Raw genomic sequence first — 18,839 nt, 5'->3', positions numbered from 1 at the left:
GGTCACGACAGTTCTCTTTTTTGGAGGAAGAGCAAGTGGCCAAGAAGAAAGCCGCCGTTAAGAAGGCCGTCGTGAAGAAGGCTGTTGCCAAGAAGGCCGTCGCTAAGAAGGCTGTTGCCAAGAAGGCCGTCGCCAAGAAGGCTGTGGCGAAGAAGGCTGTTGCCAAGAAGGCTGTCAAGAAGGCTGTTGCCAAGAAGACAGTCAAGAAGGCAGCTCCCACTCCGACACCAGCTCCGTAAATCTTGAAGCTCACCTGCGGGTGAGGTTTCAGGCGTTCAGGCAGGTCGTATTGCAAAATCGACCATCAGTCCTGAACCGAGTGTTACGGGCAGCAGAATTCGGCAAGCCCAGATTCGATATGTGGCATGGGCGTTCCCAATGCTTCATCGAATCGACGCCCAGCCCCATCTCTCGGCATGACCTGTTTCACTTTCAAGGCAATTGACTTCACTTTTATGCACACAAGGCTGCCAAGTTTCTTGTAGTTCTCTACAGGAAGCACTCTTGCCTCAGTTCTTTTGAACTGGTGGCGGTTGATTGATGAAAGTCGATCAGCCGGGCAGCAACGTTACAGCGAGCAGAGGGCGGCCATCTTTGAATGGCTGCCCTTTGCTGTTTTCCGGAGACCAACACGGCGCATATCTCCCAGGAAATAACAGAGCGGTGTTGGTTGCGAAGACATGCTTGCCCAGAGCTGCAAGCATGGCACATGAAATGAGCATGGCACGCAGAGTAAGAATGATCTCACAGAAGGCGCATAAGCCTCCGAGAATCAAACTGTGTCGTTGCTGGATAGTCGGCGTAGAATGTCGGCCAGCGATGCTTCCAGTTCAATCAGTCGCTCACGCTGAGCCCACGGAATGATCAATTGCCTGAGACCTGTCATCGCAGATGACTGTTCACTCGCATTCTGCAGTGCACTCCCGAGTTCGTCGTGAATCCAGGCAATCAGATCGTTTAACTGAACGCGCTGCAGCCCTTTCAGATCGAGTGGTAACTCGGGGCGCCCATGAGGGAACATGGGTTTGCGGCCCATTTCAAAATCGGTCGCAATCGAGAATTCGAGATCGCCGGAATCTCCGGGATCGGTCAGGCCAATGCGCGTCTCAGGGGCTCCCTGATTGCTGGTCACCAAAGTGACTGCCGGTGGCGGGACATCGCCGTAAAGCAGGACACATCGGCCCACCATAATCAGATCGCCCGGCTGCAGCACATGCATCTGCACAGCCCGGCCATTCACTCGCGTCCCATTGGTACTGTCGAGATCGGTCAAAATGACGCGGCCAGAATCTTCCTGCAGTTTGCAGTGAAAGCGACTGATGCGGTCATCATTCAGTTGAACCGCATTCTCTTCTTCTCGACCAACAGTGCAGGGCAGGGTCAGGTCGTGAAAGACCTCACCTCGTTCCATTCCTTCGAGAATCCGTATCACAACCCGCATATCGTTTCCCGGCAGCGCAGCAAATACTTCTCAGGAAGCTATTAGCCACAATCCCATGCGTCAAGCGGGAGGCGAGTTCAGGGAGTTTTTTCCAGACGACCTGGGTGGCAACAATGCACAGCGTTCGTGTGAGTGGAAATCGCGGATTCCTGAATGTGGCGGGAGAGATTGCTCAGGTGATTGTTGCCGACACTTCGCGCGGGGAGTACAAACAATGTGAAGGAATTCACATTGGAGAATCTCCAGCGACTTCATCGTCGATTCATTGATTGACGAACCTCGTCTGGCGGAGAACCAAGTTTCTCAACATGAAAATTGAAGTCTTCGCATAAACCTGGTGCCTGAAGAGGCTCTCAGGTTGCGTGATGATACAGAGGGAAATGGAAGCAATGCTCCAGGCAATCATTCGTGGCAGCAGAACATTGATAACTCGATCTCCAAACATGGCAGGTTCCTGGAAGTGTGCGGGTTTTGTCCTCGCTGCTGTGCAGTTCTGTTCGATCGCCACTGCACAAATGACGGAAGAATCTTCCCGTTTGGCTGGTTACTACGGATTTGGTCCGCTGGAAGTCATGAAGCTCGAGGATCGCTCGAAGTTTCTTCACTCGGCCGATGTGAATCATGACGGCTTGATCGATCTTTTGGCGGTCGATAACAGCCACAACCGGATCGATCTGCTGCTTCAGCGTAAAGAAACCACACCCCATGCTGTGGCTTCGCGCGAAGTGAATAAAGTGCAGCAAAGCTCGTTGTTTGAGCATGTCAAGTTGCCTGTGGATCATGAGATTCTTTCATTAACAACAGGCGATTTTGACAAAGATGGCCGGACAGATATTGCCTACCTGGGCGCACCAGACCAGCTGGTCATTCTTTACCAGCCTGAGAAAGGAACCTGGAACCGGAAGTTTGAGCAGCGTGTGGCGGATATGAGTACAGCGTCGTGGTCGCTCGCGGCTGGTGATTTGAATCAGGATGACCGGACCGATCTGGTCGTTCTGGGAGAGCGGGAAACGAGTTTGTTTCTGCAACTGGCCTCGGGGCAGATGGCACCCGTGCAGAAGCTGCTCAATACTTCGGAGAAGATGGGTCTGGTGCAGATTTCTGATCTCAACGGCGACGGTCTCGCTGATCTGGTCTACTTAGCGGGTGAAGGAAACAACCGCAAACTGGGCGTTCGCTTTGGTCGCGGGAACAAAACTCTTGGAGCCGAGTTTCTCTTTGATCTGGATCGTCCCCGTTCTGTGACGCTGGCGAACATCGATGCCCAGCCAGGGAATGAAATTGTCACGATTGATTCTCGAAATGGCCGGATTCGCTTATCGAAGATCGAAATGGAAGCACGCAAAGCGGGTGAACTTCCGGATCGACTGGTGCAGTTTGGTTTTGGCCCGGGGGGAACGGCCAAAGATCGCTCAGTCGCTATTGGTGATGTCGATCAGGATGGTCTGACAGATATTCTCGTCTCTGATGGAGCCGCTTCGCGCGTATTGCTCTTTCGGCAGGATCCTCGCTTCGGGCTCGATTTGGGAACTGGCTGGCCATCGCTTAAAGGTGCCGACCAGCTTCGATTGGCCAATGTTGATGGTGTGCCCGGCCTCGAAATGATCGTGCAGAGTGTGGCTGAAAAATCGCTGGGAGTGACTTCCTTCCGCGGTGATCGGATACCTTTCCCGGAGTTGATCTCGATTGATACTGAGCCTGTCGCGTTGGAAATGGCGGATCTTGATGGCGATGGTCAGGTCGAGTTGCTGTATCTCGAAGCGAGTAAGAGTGGACGTGATTACTCGAGCAAGCTGCGAGCACTGACACATAACGGCACGAAGTTCGTGCCCTTCAAATTCGGAGATCAGGAGAGCTACACCGTACCACTCAAGGGGCGTGCCGAAGGAATGCTTGCGGGTGATCTTACGGGGAATAACCGGTCGGAACTGCTCGTCTTTCAGGGTGCAGGAAAGTCGCCTATCGTGCTGAGTTTCGGCGATCAGGGCGTGGTGACAGAGATTAACTCGACAGGCCCGTTAGGCCCGGGTATGGCAGGGGCGGTGGGAACCTCGATTGCCGAGTTCGGCAACGCTAAGGGCTTGCTGATATCGCAGGATAACCTGGTGCGGTTTGTGACTTATGACCAGGCTAAGGGCTGGCAGATCGTGATGCAGTACACTGCTCCGGAATCCAACGCTCGACTGATGGGAGGCACAACGATTGAACTCGATGGACAGCCGGGACCCGAAGTTGTGCTGTATGACGGTGGGTTAAGCAAACTGCGTGTTTATCGCCAGGCACCGGAGGGTCTGGTGGCGTGGAAGGAAATCGACATGGGAGACTTCCCTTTCCTGCAGTTCAAGACCGGCGATTTCAATGGTGATCATCAACAGGATCTCCTCGTCCTGGGGACTGATCGGATGGCAGTCCTTTATAGCGGCGGTGTCTCTCCCAAAATTGCTGAGCTGGGCCAGTTCGAAATGACACAGGAAAAGACCTATCCGGCTGATCTTATCGCTGGGGACTTTAATGATGATGGCTGGACAGATCTGGCAATCATCGACACACGCAGCCAATACCTGCAACTTGTGCAGTATCGCCCCAGTACCGGGCTGGAGGCGGCTCTCAGTTTTCGGGTATTCGAGCAGAAATCGTTCGATGACGACGAAGGTGGCAGTGGCGAGCCTCGCGAAGGGATTGCCGCCGATGTGACGGGCGATGGCCGGACGGATCTAATTCTGCTGGCGAAAGATCGCGTGCTGATCTACCCACAGGATACGGTGGAATCGCCTGAGCCAGCTCGGACCACACAGAAGACTCCTGCGGTTCCATCATCAACAGGAGCTCAGGCTCAACCTGCCAAAGCGAGGTAATACGTTTTCCTGGAAGTAACAGCGCGTGGCTGGTTGTGAAGACATGCTTCATGACAGGTGAGAAAGTTCGCCAGGGATGATCAATGTCCCCATGACCAGGGGGCAAACGAGGACGTTTGACCCCAGCCACGCAGTCACATGCCACACTTCAGATCAATAGGCATGCAATGTTGTGTGTCATAGACAGCCCAGGGCATGGCACACAGAGCGCTATGATTTCATGAAAAGCGTATCAGAGCTGATCGTCATGAATTAAGGCTTTTCGCCGCGAGCGATCCGTTCGTTGATCGATTTCACCAATGCGGGAAGTTCGTGGATCGAATCGATGACGGCATGGGCTTTGGCTGCGAGGAATTTGTCCTTCACCCGCGAGATTGATGCGGCCCGCTGCTGCTCGGAGAGCTGTTGCCACTCGTCGAGAGAGTAGCCGCACTCGCTGCTGGAATCGCAGACGCCGACACTCCAGACACCGGCGTTGAGCCCTTCTTCGATATCGAGCAGGGTATCTCCGACTTTGAGGACAGCCGAGGGAGGGTAGACGTTCAGTTGCTGCATCACGCGATAGACCATCCAGGGTGCTGGTCGTCCCTTGGGGACTTCGTCGCCGTTGACGGAGCAATCGGGAATAAAGCCCTGGGATTGGGCTTGTTCGAGAACGAGTTGAGCAGCCGCTACAAAGTAGCCGGTGGTGCCACCAATCTTCAGACCGGTTTGCCGCAGATTCTCGATGACTGGCACTAAACCGGGGACGAGTTCTGCCGATTGCCGGATCGTATCAAGCTGGATTGGTGCGACGGCATGATAGAGGCGATCGACATCAGCTTCTGTCCAGGGACTTCCTTTGGCCGCCTGCCAGCGGGCAGCGACATCACTGATCCGCAGCATCTCGCGGATGTGATCTTTTTTGTGCATGCCCATCGGGACACGAGCCTGGGCCGTCGTGACAGCGACATCTTCCCGGCGGAAGAGTTCCACAAAGGCCCGGACAGGTGCGAGCGAACCGAAATCAATGGTCGTCCCAGCCCAGTCAAAGATCACCAATTGAATGCCGCTCGCCATCATCGCCCCACTTGCATCGCAAAAGATCAATGAAATTGATGTGCAATTGATAGTGACGAATCAGCGACACTCAGTCAATCCAGTTGCCTGAGAGTCACAAAAAATTCACATTTTGGGGCCTGATACGGTTCCCAGGAAACAACTGCGCGTGGTTGGTCACGAAAACATGCTTGCCCAGTATTAACTTAGGCAGGCTGCAAGCATGGCACACGGTGGGCTCTTTCTTCATGCAAAGCGGATTAGAAGCCGCGGGCAGCGCGGATGTCGAGGAAATCTCGCAGGCGGTAGTTGATGCCGATGTAGTCGAGTTGCTTACAAAGAGCACGGACAGCGACACCCATGCCATCGGGGCCGCTGAAGCCACCGAACTGACCGCCACCTTTGAGGTGAGGTTCGAGTTCGAGAAATGTTCCCGGCAGGCCGAGTTTCTGCATCTTCTTTTCGATTTTGGGGAGAGACTCTTTGAGATCGCGAAGAATTCGTTCGTGGCCCGAATCGCCGACGTCGGCGGGGACGAAATTTTTGAGCCGCTCTTCATCGACAACGCCATTCCACTGCAGCTTCGGATCAATCTTGTAATCCTTGATGTGCATGTAGCCATAGACATCGCGCATGGCGAGGTATTCTGCAAAGCAGGCTTCGGGTGGCAGATTCTGGCTGGAGAGATTCCCGCCATCGAAGATGCAGATGAGATTGGGCTTTTTGACCGCTTTGGCCAGGGCCGCGAGAGTTCGTCCATTCTGACCCACGAGATTGGCTTCGACTTCGAGGCCGTAAACGAGGCCGGCTTTGGCACAGGCTTCGACAATCGGGCCGAGGGCATCGGCTGCGGGTTGAATGTACTTCAGAGCATCTTCACCACGCGGGTGATAGAACGAGAATCCGCGAATGATCTTGGCGCCCAGAGCTTCGGCAGCGCGGATTGTGGCGGCAACTTCTGTTTCCAGATACTTCTTGGGAGTGACATAGCGGTTATGAGAGCCATCTTCCTGATCGAAGAGTTTGACCTTGCCGAGCCTGGAGCCAATGCTGCAGACCTTCATGCCGTACTGCGTCTGCAAGGTGGCGAGTTGCTTAAGTTGTGACTTATCGAGTTCGGTCACATGCTGCACCTGCCCCGTGCCCGCGACATCGACAAACCGGGGGCTGTAGTAAGACAGCCCTAATGCGGAAAGGGATGAAAACTGCTCGACGGCCGACTTGGTATTCGCCGCTTCATCCGCAAAGGCAGAGAGAATCACAGTAGGTTCAGGCATGGTGGGGGTTTTCAAAGGTTCATCTGAAGGCGAAAGTCAGGTCGTAACAAAATTTTGTGGAGCATGAAAACATGGATATGCTCAGCCAGGTCAGTCGTCATTGCTGAGGGCAACAAGGGAATTGACAAGTGCGACAATTCGAGGTGACTTTAGAACTTGTGCGAGTGCATCGAGAACCTGTTGAGGGCTATATGCCTCGGCTTCGTCAGCAAATTCACTTTCCAGCTCTTCCGCATGAATAGTGCAAGGATAGACGACCATTTTATGGTGGCGAATTTCAAGGACTTCCTGTGAGAAGTTCCGGGCAGGTGCTCGCACAACGAGATGATGGGAAATGGTATCTGCAGAGCGTTCTGACTTGGTTACTTCCGCGACCACCAATCCATTGGTATGTGTGGCGAGTTTTTTTGCCTGCATTTCCAATAAAGATTTTGGTGTCGCGACGGCTGGCAGAATCTGATCAGACCACAGATCAGGAATTTGCGAAGTTGCCATGTGGGGCCTCTTGGGAAACAGGCGATGCTAATTTCAAGACAACAGGAAAGTGATCAGAAAAATTTTCGCGATCTGGCTGCCCAGAGTCATTCAGCAAGCTGAAGGAGTTGAGCTTTGTAATAATCTTCAGGTCAACCAATCGATCTGTCAGTTCATTTCTCAAGAGTACCTGATCGAACACATGCCAAAAATAGGCATTCGATGTCGATGATCTGTAAAAATGGGTGCCGGGTGGATGTTCGCCATCATCTCCGAGAAATCGCCACATGGGATTGTAGAACATTTTTCGCTCATTACCGTCAACTGTTCTTGAGCCTTTTTTCACCAGTTGGCGAGACATGGTGGCATGCAGCCCGTTAGCGCCGATGACTTGCCGGGAGAACGGATTCAAATTGAAGTCGCCAATCACCATCGTTCTGGAATGACCTGCGAACTTCTCTTGCTCGTCGATACGGCTGATGAGATCTGAGATGATGATATCCTGATCGGTTTCGTCACGGTGCAGCAGTGAGGGCAGATGGACCAGTGCGATCAGAAGCGTTTCATGGCCAGTGCGAAGTTCGAGTAACGGGGCACGCTCACTCCGGTCGACATACACTGGTTCAAAAGATAGCAGAGGCTCTCGATACGCCACACAAAATCGACGAATGGGATTTTTCGGATAACTCCAAACTTGCCCTGACGAAATGGACAGCATTTCCGCCAGAGATTGAGACGAAAGAGTCGATTCCGCCAAAAGCACAATATTCAGTTCGAATTCATGAACCCACTCGATGACTGGCTCAACGAGTGATTTGCGATAGGTATTCCAGAACCCAAAGTTCAACATTGGTGATTCGATCGCTTCAATTCCCGCAAAACTGCCTGAGAGCTGTTCGTTCAGTTGTTCTACACTGCACTGAGTTGATTCAGAAAACAACAGGTTGATTCAGAAAACAACAGTTCTTTCTTGTGTTGCGACAAGCATAGCGAAGCGATCGGGAACTCTCTCGGAACAGCTCTCTGTCGTTACGATTTGAAGAACTCTGAAGGATTGATCATGCGGAATTAGTTCTTAGATTTCTCGGCGATCTTCTGTCTCTCCGCATACAATTCCCGGAAAGACTTCTTTGGCATCGGGGGGAGTTCGCGTTGTTTGCCCCACTTGTTGAGGCCGTTGTAGACCATGAATCTGGGGAGCCAGGGCCAGAGCTTTCGGCCGACTTTCCCCATGAACTCATACAGCCTGGGGTGGCTGAAGAGCTTGCCGGCAAACCACATGCCCCAGCGTTTGTCAAAGGGGAGAAGCCCCAGGGCGGCAATCTGCTTTCGCCAGGTGAGGAGCTGCAGATGCAGATCGATCTTCACAGGGCAGACATCACTGCATGAGCCGCACAAGCTGCAGGCAAATGGTAACGTGCTGTGTTGAGCCGGGTCGCGCGATGGGGCGAGGATCGAGCCAATCGGGCCGGGGACAGTCGTTTCGTAGCTGTGCCCGCCACTGCGGCGATAGACCGGGCAGGTATTCATGCAGGCACCACAGCGAATGCAGTGCAGAGACCTGCGAAACTCGGGCGTCCCGAGAATTTTGCTGCGGCCATTATCGACGATCACAATATGCAGTTCGCCACCTTCCATCGGGCCATGGAAATGAGACGAGTAAGTCGTGATCGGCTGCCCGGTCGCTGAGCGTGCCAGCAAACGGAGGAAGACCGACAGATCGGCGGCCCTCGGAATGATCTTTTCCATCCCCATGCAGGCAATATGCAATTTCGGCAGCGAAACTCCTAAATCGCAGTTCCCTTCATTCGTGCAGACGACAAAGCCGCCTGTCTCGGCAATTGCGAAGTTCACCCCTGTGATGCCGGCTTCCGCACCGAGGAACTTCTGCCGCAATTCGACACGAGCAGCATTCACAAGGTAAGGAGGATCGGTGGCTCCCTTTTCCGTTCCCAGATGTTCATGGAACAGCTCGCCCACTTCTTCCCGCTTGATGTGAATGGCGGGCATGACGATATGGCTGGGTGGTTCATGCAGAAGCTGGACAATCCATTCCCCCAGATCGGTATCAACCACTTCGAGGCCATGCCGCTCGAGAAACGGATTGAGATGGCACTCTTCCGTGAGCATCGATTTGCTTTTCACGACTTTTTTGACGCCGTGCTTCTGCAAGAGGCTTAAGACGATCTCGTTATGCTCGGCGGCATCCTTGGCCCAATGGACGACGGCTCCACGTTTGGTGGCTTCGGCTTCGAACTGTTCGAGATATCCCGCAAGGTTCGAGAGCATGTGTGTTTTGATTTGTGAAGCCCGCTCACGCAGCAGCTCCCATTCCGGCAATGTCCAGGCGGCTTTATCCCGCTTGGAGCGCACAAACCAGATTGCCTGATCGTGCCAGTGGGCACGCGGCTCATTATCGGTGAACTTCTGGGCGTTGGTCGGGTGATCGTGCTTGGCAGCAATCATCTCGGGCTCCGAGGAATGTTCGATATCTCTGAGTAATCGTTGTTTAAAAGGGCTTGAGGCAGTCTCGATGAATCAAAAATCGTGCATTAGGTCACGGCTCGACCGGCAAAAATCTGAGCGAGATGCATGATCTTGATCGGTTTTTTCTGACGGACCAGCAGTCCCTGTAAATGCATCAGGCACGACATATCGCCAGCGGTCATCACTTCGGTTCCAGCCTCTTCGTGATCGTGAATCCGGTCATTCCCCATCATGCACGAGACGGCCTCTTCGTTAATGGCAAATGTCCCGCCAAAGCCGCAGCATTCATCCACCCGCTTCAGTCCCACCAGTTGCAGCCCGGGCATGGTTTTGAGGAGTTGTTCGGCTTTGCTGTAAGCGGGTGAGACCAGTTCACTGCACTGGCCCAGCCTTAATTCGCGGAGGCCATGACAGCTTTGATGCAGGCCGACCTTGTGCGGAAAGGGAACATCCAGCGACTCGACCTTGAGGACATCGACCAGAAACTCGACGAGTTCGAGTGTGTTCTTTTCGACGTGTTTGAACTTGGCTCGATCGACCCGGCCCGCTTCAATTTCATCGTGAAGCAGATGTTCGTAATGACTGCGAATCATGGCCACACAGCTTCCCGAAGGACAGACAATGTGGTCGTAACTGGCGAAGAGCTCGATGAATTTTTTGGCGACCGGGATGGCGTCGACGGTACAGCCGGTGTTGGCCATGGGCTGGCCGCAGCAGGTCTGGTCTTTGGGGAAATCGACTTCGCAGCCAAACCGCTCCAGCACATCGCAAGTGGCGAGGCCGACATCAGGGTAGATCTGATCGATATAACAGGGGATGAACAAACCAACACGGTGCATGCGCGAATTCCTGTGGTGCGTACCATTTGCAAATACATTGTAGACCACACCCGGCCCCGCTGCATCCATAGAGTTTGATTCGTTGATTTGCCGGTAAAACGCAAAGACCTCACATCGCGAGGATATGAGGTCTTTAACAAGCGCTGGATCAGCAATTATCGGCCATTGAGTTAGAACTCGCCGACGACGTTGCCATCACGAATCGAGATGATGTTGTCGAAGAGGCTGTTAGGAGTGTCCGTTCCGTCAGTTCGGCCCGGGGAATGGTCGATGTTCTCACTCACGAAGCGGACTGATCCATCGAACAGGACAAAGTGGGCTCCACCCGTGTGAGCACTGCTGAAACTGCGGACCCAATCCCAGTCGGCTCCGGAATTGCTGTCTTCATTAATACGGTTGCGGCCAGTTCCCGCAGTGTCGTAACCGAAATCGTTCTCATGATCTCCGTCGATCGTGCCAATCCAAACGGCTGCGGAAGCATTTTCGTTCTGTTTGTAGCGGCGTTCGCCTGCTGCGACAGTGTTGGAAGTTCCATCCGTGATGTCGCGTGTCGAAGTGCGGCTGTTGGGGAAAAAACCACCGGTGGGAGTTTTGCTGCCGCGATCGGGATCAGTAGCGACCAGCGGGTTGATGGTGGTTTCGTGATCGTGTGCCGCCACATAGTTGGAGGTGGCTGCTTCCCAGCCATTTTCGGTCTGGCGAGCCCACATCGAACCGGCATTAATCGGGCCGGCAATGTCCGATGGGCACATATAGCCTGCAATGGGAGTACGAATCAGGTTTTGGCTGTCGAGAGGGAAGCGGGTCGAACCCACTCCGAGGGAGGAATAAAGTGGTGCCTGATCGATGTAGGGCAAAAGAAACGCCATCCAACCCCAGCCAGGTGCCATATTGGCCGAGTTCGCTCCGGTGGCCGTCGCGTGATTGGTCGAATTCGTTGGAACTACGGGCATCACAAACAATGGCGGGAAAGCCCCGTAGTTGTCGTGGTAGTTGTGGAGTGCCAGGCCCAACTGCTTGAGGTTGTTACGACATTGTGTTCGGCGGGCGGCTTCGCGTGCCTGTTGAACTGCTGGGAGCAGCAAGGCAATGAGGATCGCAATAATTGCGATGACCACGAGCAATTCAATCAGTGTGAATCCTCGCCGATGAGATGATTTCGACTCGATCGTTTTTCCCGGCATGAAAACTCATTCCTTATAATTTGATATTAGTCCTGGATCGAATGCTTGATCCTCTTTTCATTACACCAACACATGATAATACACTGATTGTTGCCGTGCTATCTATTCTGGAAAGCACTCATTGCTGTCGGTAATCACACGTAACACACAATTTTTCATAACATCATGAAATACAATCGGTTACGAATCTTCATGTTGCCCAGGTGCGACAAGCGGCCGGGCATATGATGAAGCTCAGACGGCGAAAAGTCGCCACATGCCGGGTTCAGTCGCTGAGATGCTAAGTGGAGGAAAAGAAATTTTTCCTCTCCAACAGTCACCCGGCAGAAGCCGTAAATCTAAGAGCGTCGGTCATCACAACTCCAGTTCACCTCTGGCCAGAAATGGAGTTGCCACAATGAGTTTCGTTCCAAACGGACTCTTGATGACTGGTCGATGGCCAAAAGATAACAACCTCGAAAGTTTTTCTGGTTGAAGTCGGTTCTGGCTGAGTTTTTATGATGAACGGAAGTTTCAATTACCAACACCAGGCCGCTCGGGCGGTTTCTGAGTTGTGAAGGAGTGACGGATGAGTTTTCTCTCTCGATTTGGCGGCAGTCTGGCCACACTTTCCGCTGGAGCAATTGTCGCGGTGGCCTCGATGCAATACGCAGAACATACCCAGGCTGTAGCGGTTCCCCGCGTCCTCACGCCGGGCGAGTTTTCGATGGCGTTTCGTGAAGTCGCTTCGCAAAGCCTGCCAGCGATTGTCTCGATTCGGACACTCAGCAAAGGGAACGCGGCTAACGTTGGCAGCCTTCCGGGCGGCGACGACATGCCACTGCCAGAATTCTTCAAGAACGATCCCCGCTTCCGTGACATGCTCAAAGCACCGCGCCAGCAGCGTGCACCCATGCAACGTGGGATGGGGAGTGGCTTCGTGATCGATGCCAGCGGGATCATCATGACCAATAACCATGTGGTCGATGGGGCCGACGAAGTGATCGTGACGCTTCAGAACGGTAAGGAATACGTTGCCAAGGATATCAAAACTGATCCTCGGACAGACGTGGCCATTCTGCGGATCGAAGGAGCCAAAGACCTCGTCGCACTTCCTTTAGGTGACAGCGACTCGGCACAGCCGGGCGACTGGGTGATGGCGATTGGTTCTCCCTTTGGACTCGATACCAGCGTGACAGCCGGGATTGTCAGCGGTAAAGGCCGTGGGATGGGGATTACCGAACGCGAAGACTTCATTCAGACCGATGCGGCTGTGAACCCTGGCAATAGTGGCGGGCCGCTGATCAATCTGCGTGGTGAAGTGATCGGTATCAACACCGCGATCTCGTCCCGCAGTGGCGGTTACGATGGTGTGAGCTTCTCGATTCCAATCAACATGGCGCAGTGGGTCAGCAAGCAACTGGTGGCCAGCGGACAGGTCAAGCGGGCTTATCTGGGCACATCGATTGCCCCTGTGGCCGAATCGATTGCACTCAAGCTGGGTGCCAATGCGGGTGAAGGTGTTGTGATCCAGATGGTTCGCCCCGATTCACCTGCTGCCAAGGCAGGCCTCGAACCAGGCGACGTGGTGATCTCGGTCAATGGTGTGAAAGTGAACGATCCACGTTCCTTGCAGTCGGCTGTCGAACGGCTCGATATCGGCAAGTCCTACCCGATTGTCGCCAAGCGGCAAGGTAAGGAACTCAACCTGAGTGTGGTGGCCGAAGAAATGCCCAGCGATTTTTCACGCTCGCAACTGGCTCAGTCGGGTAAGCCCAAGAGCCAGTCGCTGGACAACATCGGGATGTCGATTGACCGGCTGACCCCATCCATTGGTCGCCAACTGGGTGTGACTGGTGAAGGTGTCGTCGTGACTGAAGTGGCGGGTGATTCTGCCGCTGAAGCTGCCGGTGTGAAGGTGGGTGACGTGATCGAAAAGATTGGCGACAAAACGGTGGCTCAGCCCGAAGATGTGAAAGCCGCTCTGGCCAATGTCGATCTGAAAGAAGGGGTCATCCTGCACCTGCGAAATGCGGAAGGCAAGCGATTTGTGATCCTCAAGAGTGTCGATGAATAGTCTTCATCACACCTGAAAATGGCTTGAGTGAGCCATTCTGATCACAGGATTGACACCACGGAAGGTGTCCGGCAAGGACGCACAATTTCGACAGACCCGGCGGTTTTTCGCCGGGTCTGTCACTTCCCACCCAGTCCGCCACCCCCTGGCGGCAAGGAAGAGGCAGGCTCACCTAACCAGTGACCTGCCTCTCTCTTTTTGGATTGAGGGTTGGCGTTTGGTGCTCGGTATTTGGTATTTGGTATTTGGCGTTTGGTATTGTTGATGAAGACTGAGAACTCATCGATTTCAAGTGCCCAACATCAAACATCAAATACCCAACATCAAATACCAAACCTCCCCATGACCCAACAGCTTTCCGACATGTTCGATCACGTTTTGCAGCCTCATGATCGATGGATGCGGCAGGCGCTCGATCTGGCTCAACAGGCCTTTGCCGAAGAAGAAGTGCCGATTGGTGCCGTGATTGTCAAAGACGATCAGATCATTGGAGCGGCGTGGAATCAGCGTGAGCAGCTCAAAGATCCGACGGCCCATGCCGAGATTGTCGCGATTACTCAGGCCGCCGAAGTGATTGGTGACTGGCGGCTGGAAGATTGCACGCTCTATGTCACACTCGAACCATGCCCGATGTGTGCCGGTGCGATTGTGCAGGCCCGCATTCCGCGCGTGGTGTATGGGATCACAGATCCGAAGGCGGGAGCTTGCCATACTCTCTATCAGATCACCGACGACGCCCGGCTCAATCATCGCTGCGCTGTTCTGGGCGGTGTACTGGCTCAGGAATGCAAAGAGATTCTGCAGGAGTTTTTTCGATTACAAAGATCCCGCGGAAAAAAGTGAGCCGCCGGATGATCAAGTAAGATTGACGAGTGGCCCAGGTCACAGCAAACACGCGGGAATGTGCGGCATGATTTTGGTGGGGTGCATGAAACATGCCTTCGCGAAGACATTGGTGGGTTGCGCAGAGCCTTAAGCCACCCTACTCGGCTATGATTCCCTTACATGACAATACCCCGTAATTCTCTCAACATTCACGAATCGGGCACAGCAGTTCATTTGCATCGATGTACCCACAAATTTCACACAGACGCCTTCATCACTTCTGCTCATCATTATGTCACCAATGTTATTCACACCCCAGCCAAGTACATTTAACTGACTGACATCTGTAAGGACCAATGTAATTTGTGCCTGATCGAATTTCTGGACAATCCATTTCCGGGGAGGATTGTCAGGGTACTCAGCAGGATCGAATCGTAACGATACTCTTGGCCCATCTTGGTGGAACTGCATTTCGTGCAGTCGTACGTCGACCAGCGACGGAATCTTTGTGTAAATGGATTCAATTGGGATCTTATTGAGAAGAACGTCCGTCCATTTCATTTCATACACCCTCATCAGGGCCAGATAGTGGTTACATACGATAAAAGCTGATGGGTAAAGGCGTGGAGAAGACCTGGTGGGTTGCGCAGAGCCTTAACCCACCCTACGCGGCTACGATGGAAAGGCAAGTATTTTGTTAAGGTTGAGGTTTGAGTAACTCGCATGCCTCAGTAAACTCATACCGTAGAGCCATATTATATGGTGTGCCATCTCTATTAGTCGCGTTGCGGTTTGCGCCATACTCTAGAAGCAATCGAATAATCTCTACGCTCGGGACTGTTCCCATTTGGTATGCACCGTCAGCTTCCGTGTCAACTGCCCAATGAAGAGGAGAGATCGTCTCAGCGGCTTGATAATTGACGTCCGCACCATGTTCACACAATAATTTTACAAGGTTTACATCGCCTCTTTCTATTGCGCAGTATAGCGGAGGCATGTTTTTGCTGGAGTACACATTCAGGGGGGCTCCACTATCAAGAATCTGTTTTATTATTTGTGCGTCTCCGAGCCTTGTGGCCACTGACAATGCATAGTTAAGCTCTGTTTTATTGTTTACGTGGGTATTTAGGTAGTCGTGCAGTAAGTCAGTGTTGTTGTTCATTACAATATCCTCGATGTTCATTATTGAGCTCCTGGAAGGGGTGTGAGCCGCTGTCAGGTGTGAAGACATGCTTGCCCAGAGCTGCAAGCATGGCACATAGAGCAAGATGATTTCTTGGAAAGCGTGTCAGCCAGGTGAATCAGACGCGGGGATTAGTATTTGAGCGAAAGGCCTATCGTACGCCGAGTAAGCGGAGGCGGAGCATGTTGAGGGCGGCTTTGGCTGTGCGGCTTTTGGCAATAGCCGGGTCGCCGAAGTGAGTGACTTCTTCGAAGATCAGATCTTTCTTCGTCGCGAGGGCGATGTACGAAGCGGGGACGGCCTGCGAAGCGTCTTCGGCCTTGAAGCTCGGCCATTCCGTTACTGCCAGTGCAAAATCCGAAGTGAACCGACGGCGGCAGGCACTGGCCAGTGCCATAGCGGTTTGCGGGCTGATGGCTCCGTAATGCTGCATGACCCGGGGGTCGATTTCGAGCATTGACAGTCGGGCCGCTGTGGTGGGGACGACATAGCCGCCGCCATAACTGGAATCGAACCCGGGGACACTCGTTAATCGATGCGCCAATAGACCGCCAGTCCCGGATTCTGCGGTCGAGAGTGTCTTGCGCTGCTGGCCCAGCAACCGAATGACGGCATGTTCCAGCTCTTCATCTTCTTCGCCAAAGACGAGTGTTCCCATCCGGTTGAGAATGATTTCACGGGTCGAACTGATTTTCTGTTCGCATTCGTGAGTGCTGGTCCCTTTGGCGACGATCCGCAGGGTGATGGTCGCTTCATGCACAGTGATGCCGACTTCGGGATCGCGGCCGCGCGCTGTCAGATCTCCCAGAAGCTGTTCGGCGGCAGATTCCCCCACGCCGAAGCAGTTGATTCGCGCCCGGCGAATCATGTTCGAGCCGGTCTCCAGCCGGGGGACTACCTGCTCTTTGAACATCGGTTTCATTTCACTGGGAACGCCTGGTAAGGCGGCGACCCGGCAAGGTGGGCGGCCATTGCGGGGGATTTCCATCCAGAAGCCGGGGGCTGTGCCGCGGGCGTTGGGAATGGGTTCGGCTCCCTGAGGAAACTGGGCCTGAATCACATTCCGTTCGGGCATGTCTCGCTTGCGCCGGGCGAACATGGCCTTGATTTGTGCCAGTGAATGCTCATCGACCACCAGCGGGACGTCGACACATCGTGCGGCGGCTTCACGAGTCAGATCATCGAGAGTGGGCCCCAGGCCACCTGTGATGATGATCACATCAACCCGCTCGGCGGCGATTTTGAGTGCAGCCACCATCCAGTCGAGTTCGTCGGCGACGGTCGTATGAAACAAAACCGAGATGCCCAGATCGGCCAGCGCCAGGCTCAGCCACTGGCTGTTGGTGTCGAGCTTGGCACCCGTTGTCAGCTCAGACCCGACAGCCAAAATTTCTGCGTACATGGAGTCTTCTTCAAAAAATGATGCAGAAGTCGATCGATTTGGATAGCACCACTCGAATCATTAAACGCTGATGAGTCATCCGGCGGATTCATTTTTCAAGTGGCAAATGATGCATCTTGGCAACAGTGGGGCGTTCCGGCAACTTCGAAATGAAAGCGAAATTCCACTCACGAGTCGATCACGCTATACTTCTGTAATCGCGATCAACGGGGAATTTTCTTCGACGGTCGATTTGCCGTTTTGAGTGGTCATGGGATTGGCCACATTTTGATTCTATTTGCGAGGAATTCGACTTATGGCGACAGCCACACTTCACGAACAGGCCAAAACAGACAAGCTGCCCTACTGGGTCAAGGATATTTCTTTGGCCGAACTGGGCCGCAGGGAAATCGAACTGGCCGAAGTCGAAATGCCAGGCCTGATGGCACTTCGCGAAAAGTACGGCAACACCAAGCCACTGGCCGGGGCCCGCATTGCCGGCTGCCTGCATATGACTGTTCAGACCGCTGTGCTGATCGAAACGTTGACCGCCCTGGGTGCCGAAGTCACCTGGTCGAGCTGCAACATTTTCAGCACGCAAGATACTGCTGCTGCGGCCATTGCTGCCGCTGGTATTCCTGTGTACGCCAAGAAGGGGATGACCAACGAAGAGTTCGACTGGTGTATCGAACAGACCCTCTTCTTCCCGGATGGTCAGCCGCTGAACCTCATTCTCGATGACGGTGGCGACCTCACCAACATGGTTCACGACAAGTACCCCGAGCTGCTGAGTGGCATTAAGGGTCTTTCCGAAGAAACGACCACGGGCGTGCATCGGCTCTATCAGCGGATGGAGCAGGGCAAGCTGGGTGTTCCCGCGATCAACGTGAACGACAGCTGCACCAAGAGCAAGTTCGATAACCTTTACGGCTGCCGGGAATCGCTGGCCGACGGGATCAAGCGTGCGACCGATGTGATGGTTGCTGGCAAAGTCGTCGTCATCTGTGGTTATGGCGATGTGGGTAAGGGTTCTGCGGCTTCGATGAAGGGCCTGGGAGCCCGCGTCATCGTCACAGAAATCGACCCCATCTGTGCGCTGCAGGCCACGATGGAAGGCTACCAGGTCACGACGCTCGAAGAAGTCGCTCCTTATGCCGACATCTTCGTGACGACGACAGGTTGCCGGGATATTATCCGCGCAGAGCATCTCGATGTGATGAAGAACAACGCGATTGTCTGCAACATTGGGCACTTCGATCTCGAAATCGAAATCGCCTACCTGAATAACCGCAAGGATATCAAGAAGACGCGGATCAAGAGCGATCAGGACGAAGGCGGCCCTGTGGATCGCTATGCGTATCCTGATGGCAGGGGCATTATCGTCCTGGCCGAAGGTCGTCTGGTGAATCTGGGCTGTGCCAATGGTCACCCCAGCTTTGTGATGTCGAACAGCTTCACCAATCAGGTGATGGCTCAGTTGGCACTCTGGCAGGATACCGACCGGTTCGAGCTGGGCGTGCACCGCCTGCCGAAGGAACTGGACGAAGAAGTCGCCCGCCTCCACCTGGAAAAGCTCGGCGTCAAGCTGACCAAGCTGACCAAAACGCAGGCCGAATACCTGGGCATCCCGGTTGAAGGCCCGTACAAGCCGGAGCATTATCGGTATTAAGGGTGGCCTCTTCTAGCCTGTTTTGGCATTTTCCTAAATTATTGCCGGACTTTCGTCAGTTAACACTGATGCAAGTCCGGTTTTTTGTTGGACATTTACAACTTGCTCTTACCCCTTCAAATCGCACACA

At 53.7% G+C, this 18,839-nt stretch carries 17 protein-coding genes; 6 read left to right on the top strand and 11 right to left on the bottom strand.

What is annotated here, in order from left to right; genetic code table 11:
* The first annotated feature begins 35 nt into the window (after window positions 1-35).
* On the top strand, window positions 36-239 hold the full coding sequence (locus PLIM_RS18655) for a hypothetical protein (RefSeq protein ID WP_013111873.1): 204 nt from the start codon (window positions 36-38) through the stop codon (window positions 237-239).
* A 533-nt stretch (window positions 240-772) separates the two neighbouring features.
* Here PLIM_RS18655 and PLIM_RS23255 read toward each other — a convergent pair.
* Entirely contained in the window at window positions 773-1,441 is a 669-nt protein-coding gene (locus PLIM_RS23255) for an FHA domain-containing protein (RefSeq protein WP_013111872.1), read from the bottom strand.
* 113 nt (window positions 1,442-1,554) lie between these two features.
* Between PLIM_RS23255 and PLIM_RS24460 the strand changes: the two genes are divergently transcribed.
* Together PLIM_RS24460 and PLIM_RS18640 are read left to right on the top strand one after the other, a co-directional pair.
* Window positions 1,555-1,710: a hypothetical protein gene (locus PLIM_RS24460; RefSeq protein WP_155523254.1), complete on the top strand. Its 156-nt coding sequence runs from the start codon at window positions 1,555-1,557 to the stop codon at window positions 1,708-1,710.
* Window positions 1,711-1,884: 174 nt separating this feature from the next.
* The gene (locus tag PLIM_RS18640) at window positions 1,885-4,296 is read left to right on the top strand and encodes an FG-GAP repeat domain-containing protein (RefSeq protein ID WP_041402220.1); all 2,412 of its coding nucleotides are present in this window, start codon (window positions 1,885-1,887) and stop codon (window positions 4,294-4,296) included.
* Window positions 4,297-4,548: 252 nt separating this feature from the next.
* Here the strand turns inward: PLIM_RS18640 and phnX are convergent, their stop codons facing one another.
* The 7 genes from phnX to PLIM_RS18605 form a co-directional block, all read right to left on the bottom strand.
* A complete protein-coding gene (gene phnX / locus PLIM_RS18635; RefSeq protein ID WP_013111870.1) occupies window positions 4,549-5,358 on the bottom strand; it encodes a phosphonoacetaldehyde hydrolase in 810 nt (269 codons plus the stop codon).
* Window positions 5,359-5,594: 236 nt separating this feature from the next.
* Window positions 5,595-6,611 carry a sugar phosphate isomerase/epimerase family protein gene (locus tag PLIM_RS18630; protein ID WP_013111869.1) on the bottom strand — a complete coding sequence of 339 codons (1,017 nt, stop codon included), beginning with the start codon at window positions 6,609-6,611 and terminating at the stop codon, window positions 5,595-5,597.
* 90 nt (window positions 6,612-6,701) lie between these two features.
* Window positions 6,702-7,106, bottom strand: a complete 405-nt coding sequence (locus PLIM_RS18625) for a hypothetical protein (RefSeq protein ID WP_013111868.1) — start codon at window positions 7,104-7,106, stop codon at window positions 6,702-6,704.
* Entirely contained in the window at window positions 7,084-7,935 is an 852-nt protein-coding gene (locus PLIM_RS23250) for an endonuclease/exonuclease/phosphatase family protein (protein WP_013111867.1), read from the bottom strand. Before PLIM_RS23250 ends, PLIM_RS18625 begins: the two co-directional genes overlap by 23 nt.
* A 218-nt stretch (window positions 7,936-8,153) precedes the next feature.
* Entirely contained in the window at window positions 8,154-9,551 is a 1,398-nt protein-coding gene (locus PLIM_RS18615; RefSeq protein ID WP_013111866.1) for a lactate utilization protein B, read from the bottom strand.
* 86 nt (window positions 9,552-9,637) lie between these two features.
* Window positions 9,638-10,411, bottom strand: coding sequence for a (Fe-S)-binding protein (locus PLIM_RS18610; protein ID WP_013111865.1), 774 nt, complete (start codon window positions 10,409-10,411; stop codon window positions 9,638-9,640).
* Window positions 10,412-10,581: 170 nt separating this feature from the next.
* On the bottom strand, window positions 10,582-11,595 hold the full coding sequence (locus tag PLIM_RS18605) for a DUF1559 domain-containing protein (RefSeq protein ID WP_013111864.1): 1,014 nt from the start codon (window positions 11,593-11,595) through the stop codon (window positions 10,582-10,584).
* Between the two features lie 568 nt (window positions 11,596-12,163).
* On the opposite strand from PLIM_RS18605, the gene PLIM_RS18595 reads away from it, so the two are divergent.
* A complete protein-coding gene (locus tag PLIM_RS18595) occupies window positions 12,164-13,651 on the top strand; it encodes a Do family serine endopeptidase (protein ID WP_013111863.1) in 1,488 nt (495 codons plus the stop codon).
* Between the two features lie 363 nt (window positions 13,652-14,014).
* Window positions 14,015-14,494: a tRNA adenosine(34) deaminase TadA gene (gene tadA / locus PLIM_RS18590; protein ID WP_041403890.1), complete on the top strand. Its 480-nt coding sequence runs from the start codon at window positions 14,015-14,017 to the stop codon at window positions 14,492-14,494.
* A gap of 147 nt (window positions 14,495-14,641) precedes the next feature.
* Here tadA and PLIM_RS25095 read toward each other — a convergent pair whose 3' ends face one another.
* The 3 genes from PLIM_RS25095 to PLIM_RS18575 form a co-directional block, all read right to left on the bottom strand.
* The gene (locus PLIM_RS25095) at window positions 14,642-15,037 is read right to left on the bottom strand and encodes an immunity 50 family protein (protein ID WP_013111861.1); all 396 of its coding nucleotides are present in this window, start codon (window positions 15,035-15,037) and stop codon (window positions 14,642-14,644) included.
* A gap of 136 nt (window positions 15,038-15,173) precedes the next feature.
* Window positions 15,174-15,659 carry an ankyrin repeat domain-containing protein gene (locus PLIM_RS18580; RefSeq protein ID WP_013111860.1) on the bottom strand — a complete coding sequence of 162 codons (486 nt, stop codon included), beginning with the start codon at window positions 15,657-15,659 and terminating at the stop codon, window positions 15,174-15,176.
* A 151-nt stretch (window positions 15,660-15,810) separates the two neighbouring features.
* Window positions 15,811-17,061 carry a CinA family nicotinamide mononucleotide deamidase-related protein gene (locus tag PLIM_RS18575; protein WP_013111859.1) on the bottom strand — a complete coding sequence of 417 codons (1,251 nt, stop codon included), beginning with the start codon at window positions 17,059-17,061 and terminating at the stop codon, window positions 15,811-15,813.
* A 295-nt stretch (window positions 17,062-17,356) separates the two neighbouring features.
* Here PLIM_RS18575 and ahcY point away from each other — a divergent pair, with 295 nt between their 5' ends.
* Window positions 17,357-18,709 carry an adenosylhomocysteinase gene (ahcY, locus tag PLIM_RS18570; protein ID WP_013111858.1) on the top strand — a complete coding sequence of 451 codons (1,353 nt, stop codon included), beginning with the start codon at window positions 17,357-17,359 and terminating at the stop codon, window positions 18,707-18,709.
* Window positions 18,710-18,839: the final 130 nt, after the last annotated feature.

The organism is Planctopirus limnophila DSM 3776 (assembly GCF_000092105.1).
Lineage (GTDB): Bacteria > Planctomycetota > Planctomycetia > Planctomycetales > Planctomycetaceae > Planctopirus > Planctopirus limnophila.
Note: the sequence above shows the minus strand (reverse complement) of the source record. Positions and strands in the feature narration are given on the sequence as shown.

Bases quoted from the DNA above. Each gene is read 5' to 3' on its own strand.
- PLIM_RS23255 (WP_013111872.1), bottom strand. From the start codon at position 1,441: ATGCGGGTTGTGATACGGATTCTCGAAGGAATGGAACGAGGTGAGGTC.
- PLIM_RS24460 (WP_155523254.1), top strand. From the start codon at position 1,555: ATGCACAGCGTTCGTGTGAGTGGAAATCGCGGATTCCTGAATGTGGCG.
- PLIM_RS18640 (WP_041402220.1), top strand. From the start codon at position 1,885: ATGGCAGGTTCCTGGAAGTGTGCGGGTTTTGTCCTCGCTGCTGTGCAG.
- phnX (WP_013111870.1), bottom strand. From the start codon at position 5,358: ATGATGGCGAGCGGCATTCAATTGGTGATCTTTGACTGGGCTGGGACG.
- PLIM_RS18630 (WP_013111869.1), bottom strand. From the start codon at position 6,611: ATGCCTGAACCTACTGTGATTCTCTCTGCCTTTGCGGATGAAGCGGCG.
- PLIM_RS18625 (WP_013111868.1), bottom strand. From the start codon at position 7,106: ATGGCAACTTCGCAAATTCCTGATCTGTGGTCTGATCAGATTCTGCCA.
- PLIM_RS23250 (WP_013111867.1), bottom strand. From the start codon at position 7,935: ATGTTGAACTTTGGGTTCTGGAATACCTATCGCAAATCACTCGTTGAG.
- PLIM_RS18615 (WP_013111866.1), bottom strand. From the start codon at position 9,551: ATGATTGCTGCCAAGCACGATCACCCGACCAACGCCCAGAAGTTCACC.
- PLIM_RS18610 (WP_013111865.1), bottom strand. From the start codon at position 10,411: ATGCACCGTGTTGGTTTGTTCATCCCCTGTTATATCGATCAGATCTAC.
- PLIM_RS18605 (WP_013111864.1), bottom strand. From the start codon at position 11,595: ATGCCGGGAAAAACGATCGAGTCGAAATCATCTCATCGGCGAGGATTC.
- PLIM_RS18595 (WP_013111863.1), top strand. From the start codon at position 12,164: ATGAGTTTTCTCTCTCGATTTGGCGGCAGTCTGGCCACACTTTCCGCT.
- tadA (WP_041403890.1), top strand. From the start codon at position 14,015: ATGTTCGATCACGTTTTGCAGCCTCATGATCGATGGATGCGGCAGGCG.
- PLIM_RS25095 (WP_013111861.1), bottom strand. From the start codon at position 15,037: ATGAAATGGACGGACGTTCTTCTCAATAAGATCCCAATTGAATCCATT.
- PLIM_RS18580 (WP_013111860.1), bottom strand. From the start codon at position 15,659: ATGAACATCGAGGATATTGTAATGAACAACAACACTGACTTACTGCAC.
- PLIM_RS18575 (WP_013111859.1), bottom strand. From the start codon at position 17,061: ATGTACGCAGAAATTTTGGCTGTCGGGTCTGAGCTGACAACGGGTGCC.
- ahcY (WP_013111858.1), top strand. From the start codon at position 17,357: ATGGCGACAGCCACACTTCACGAACAGGCCAAAACAGACAAGCTGCCC.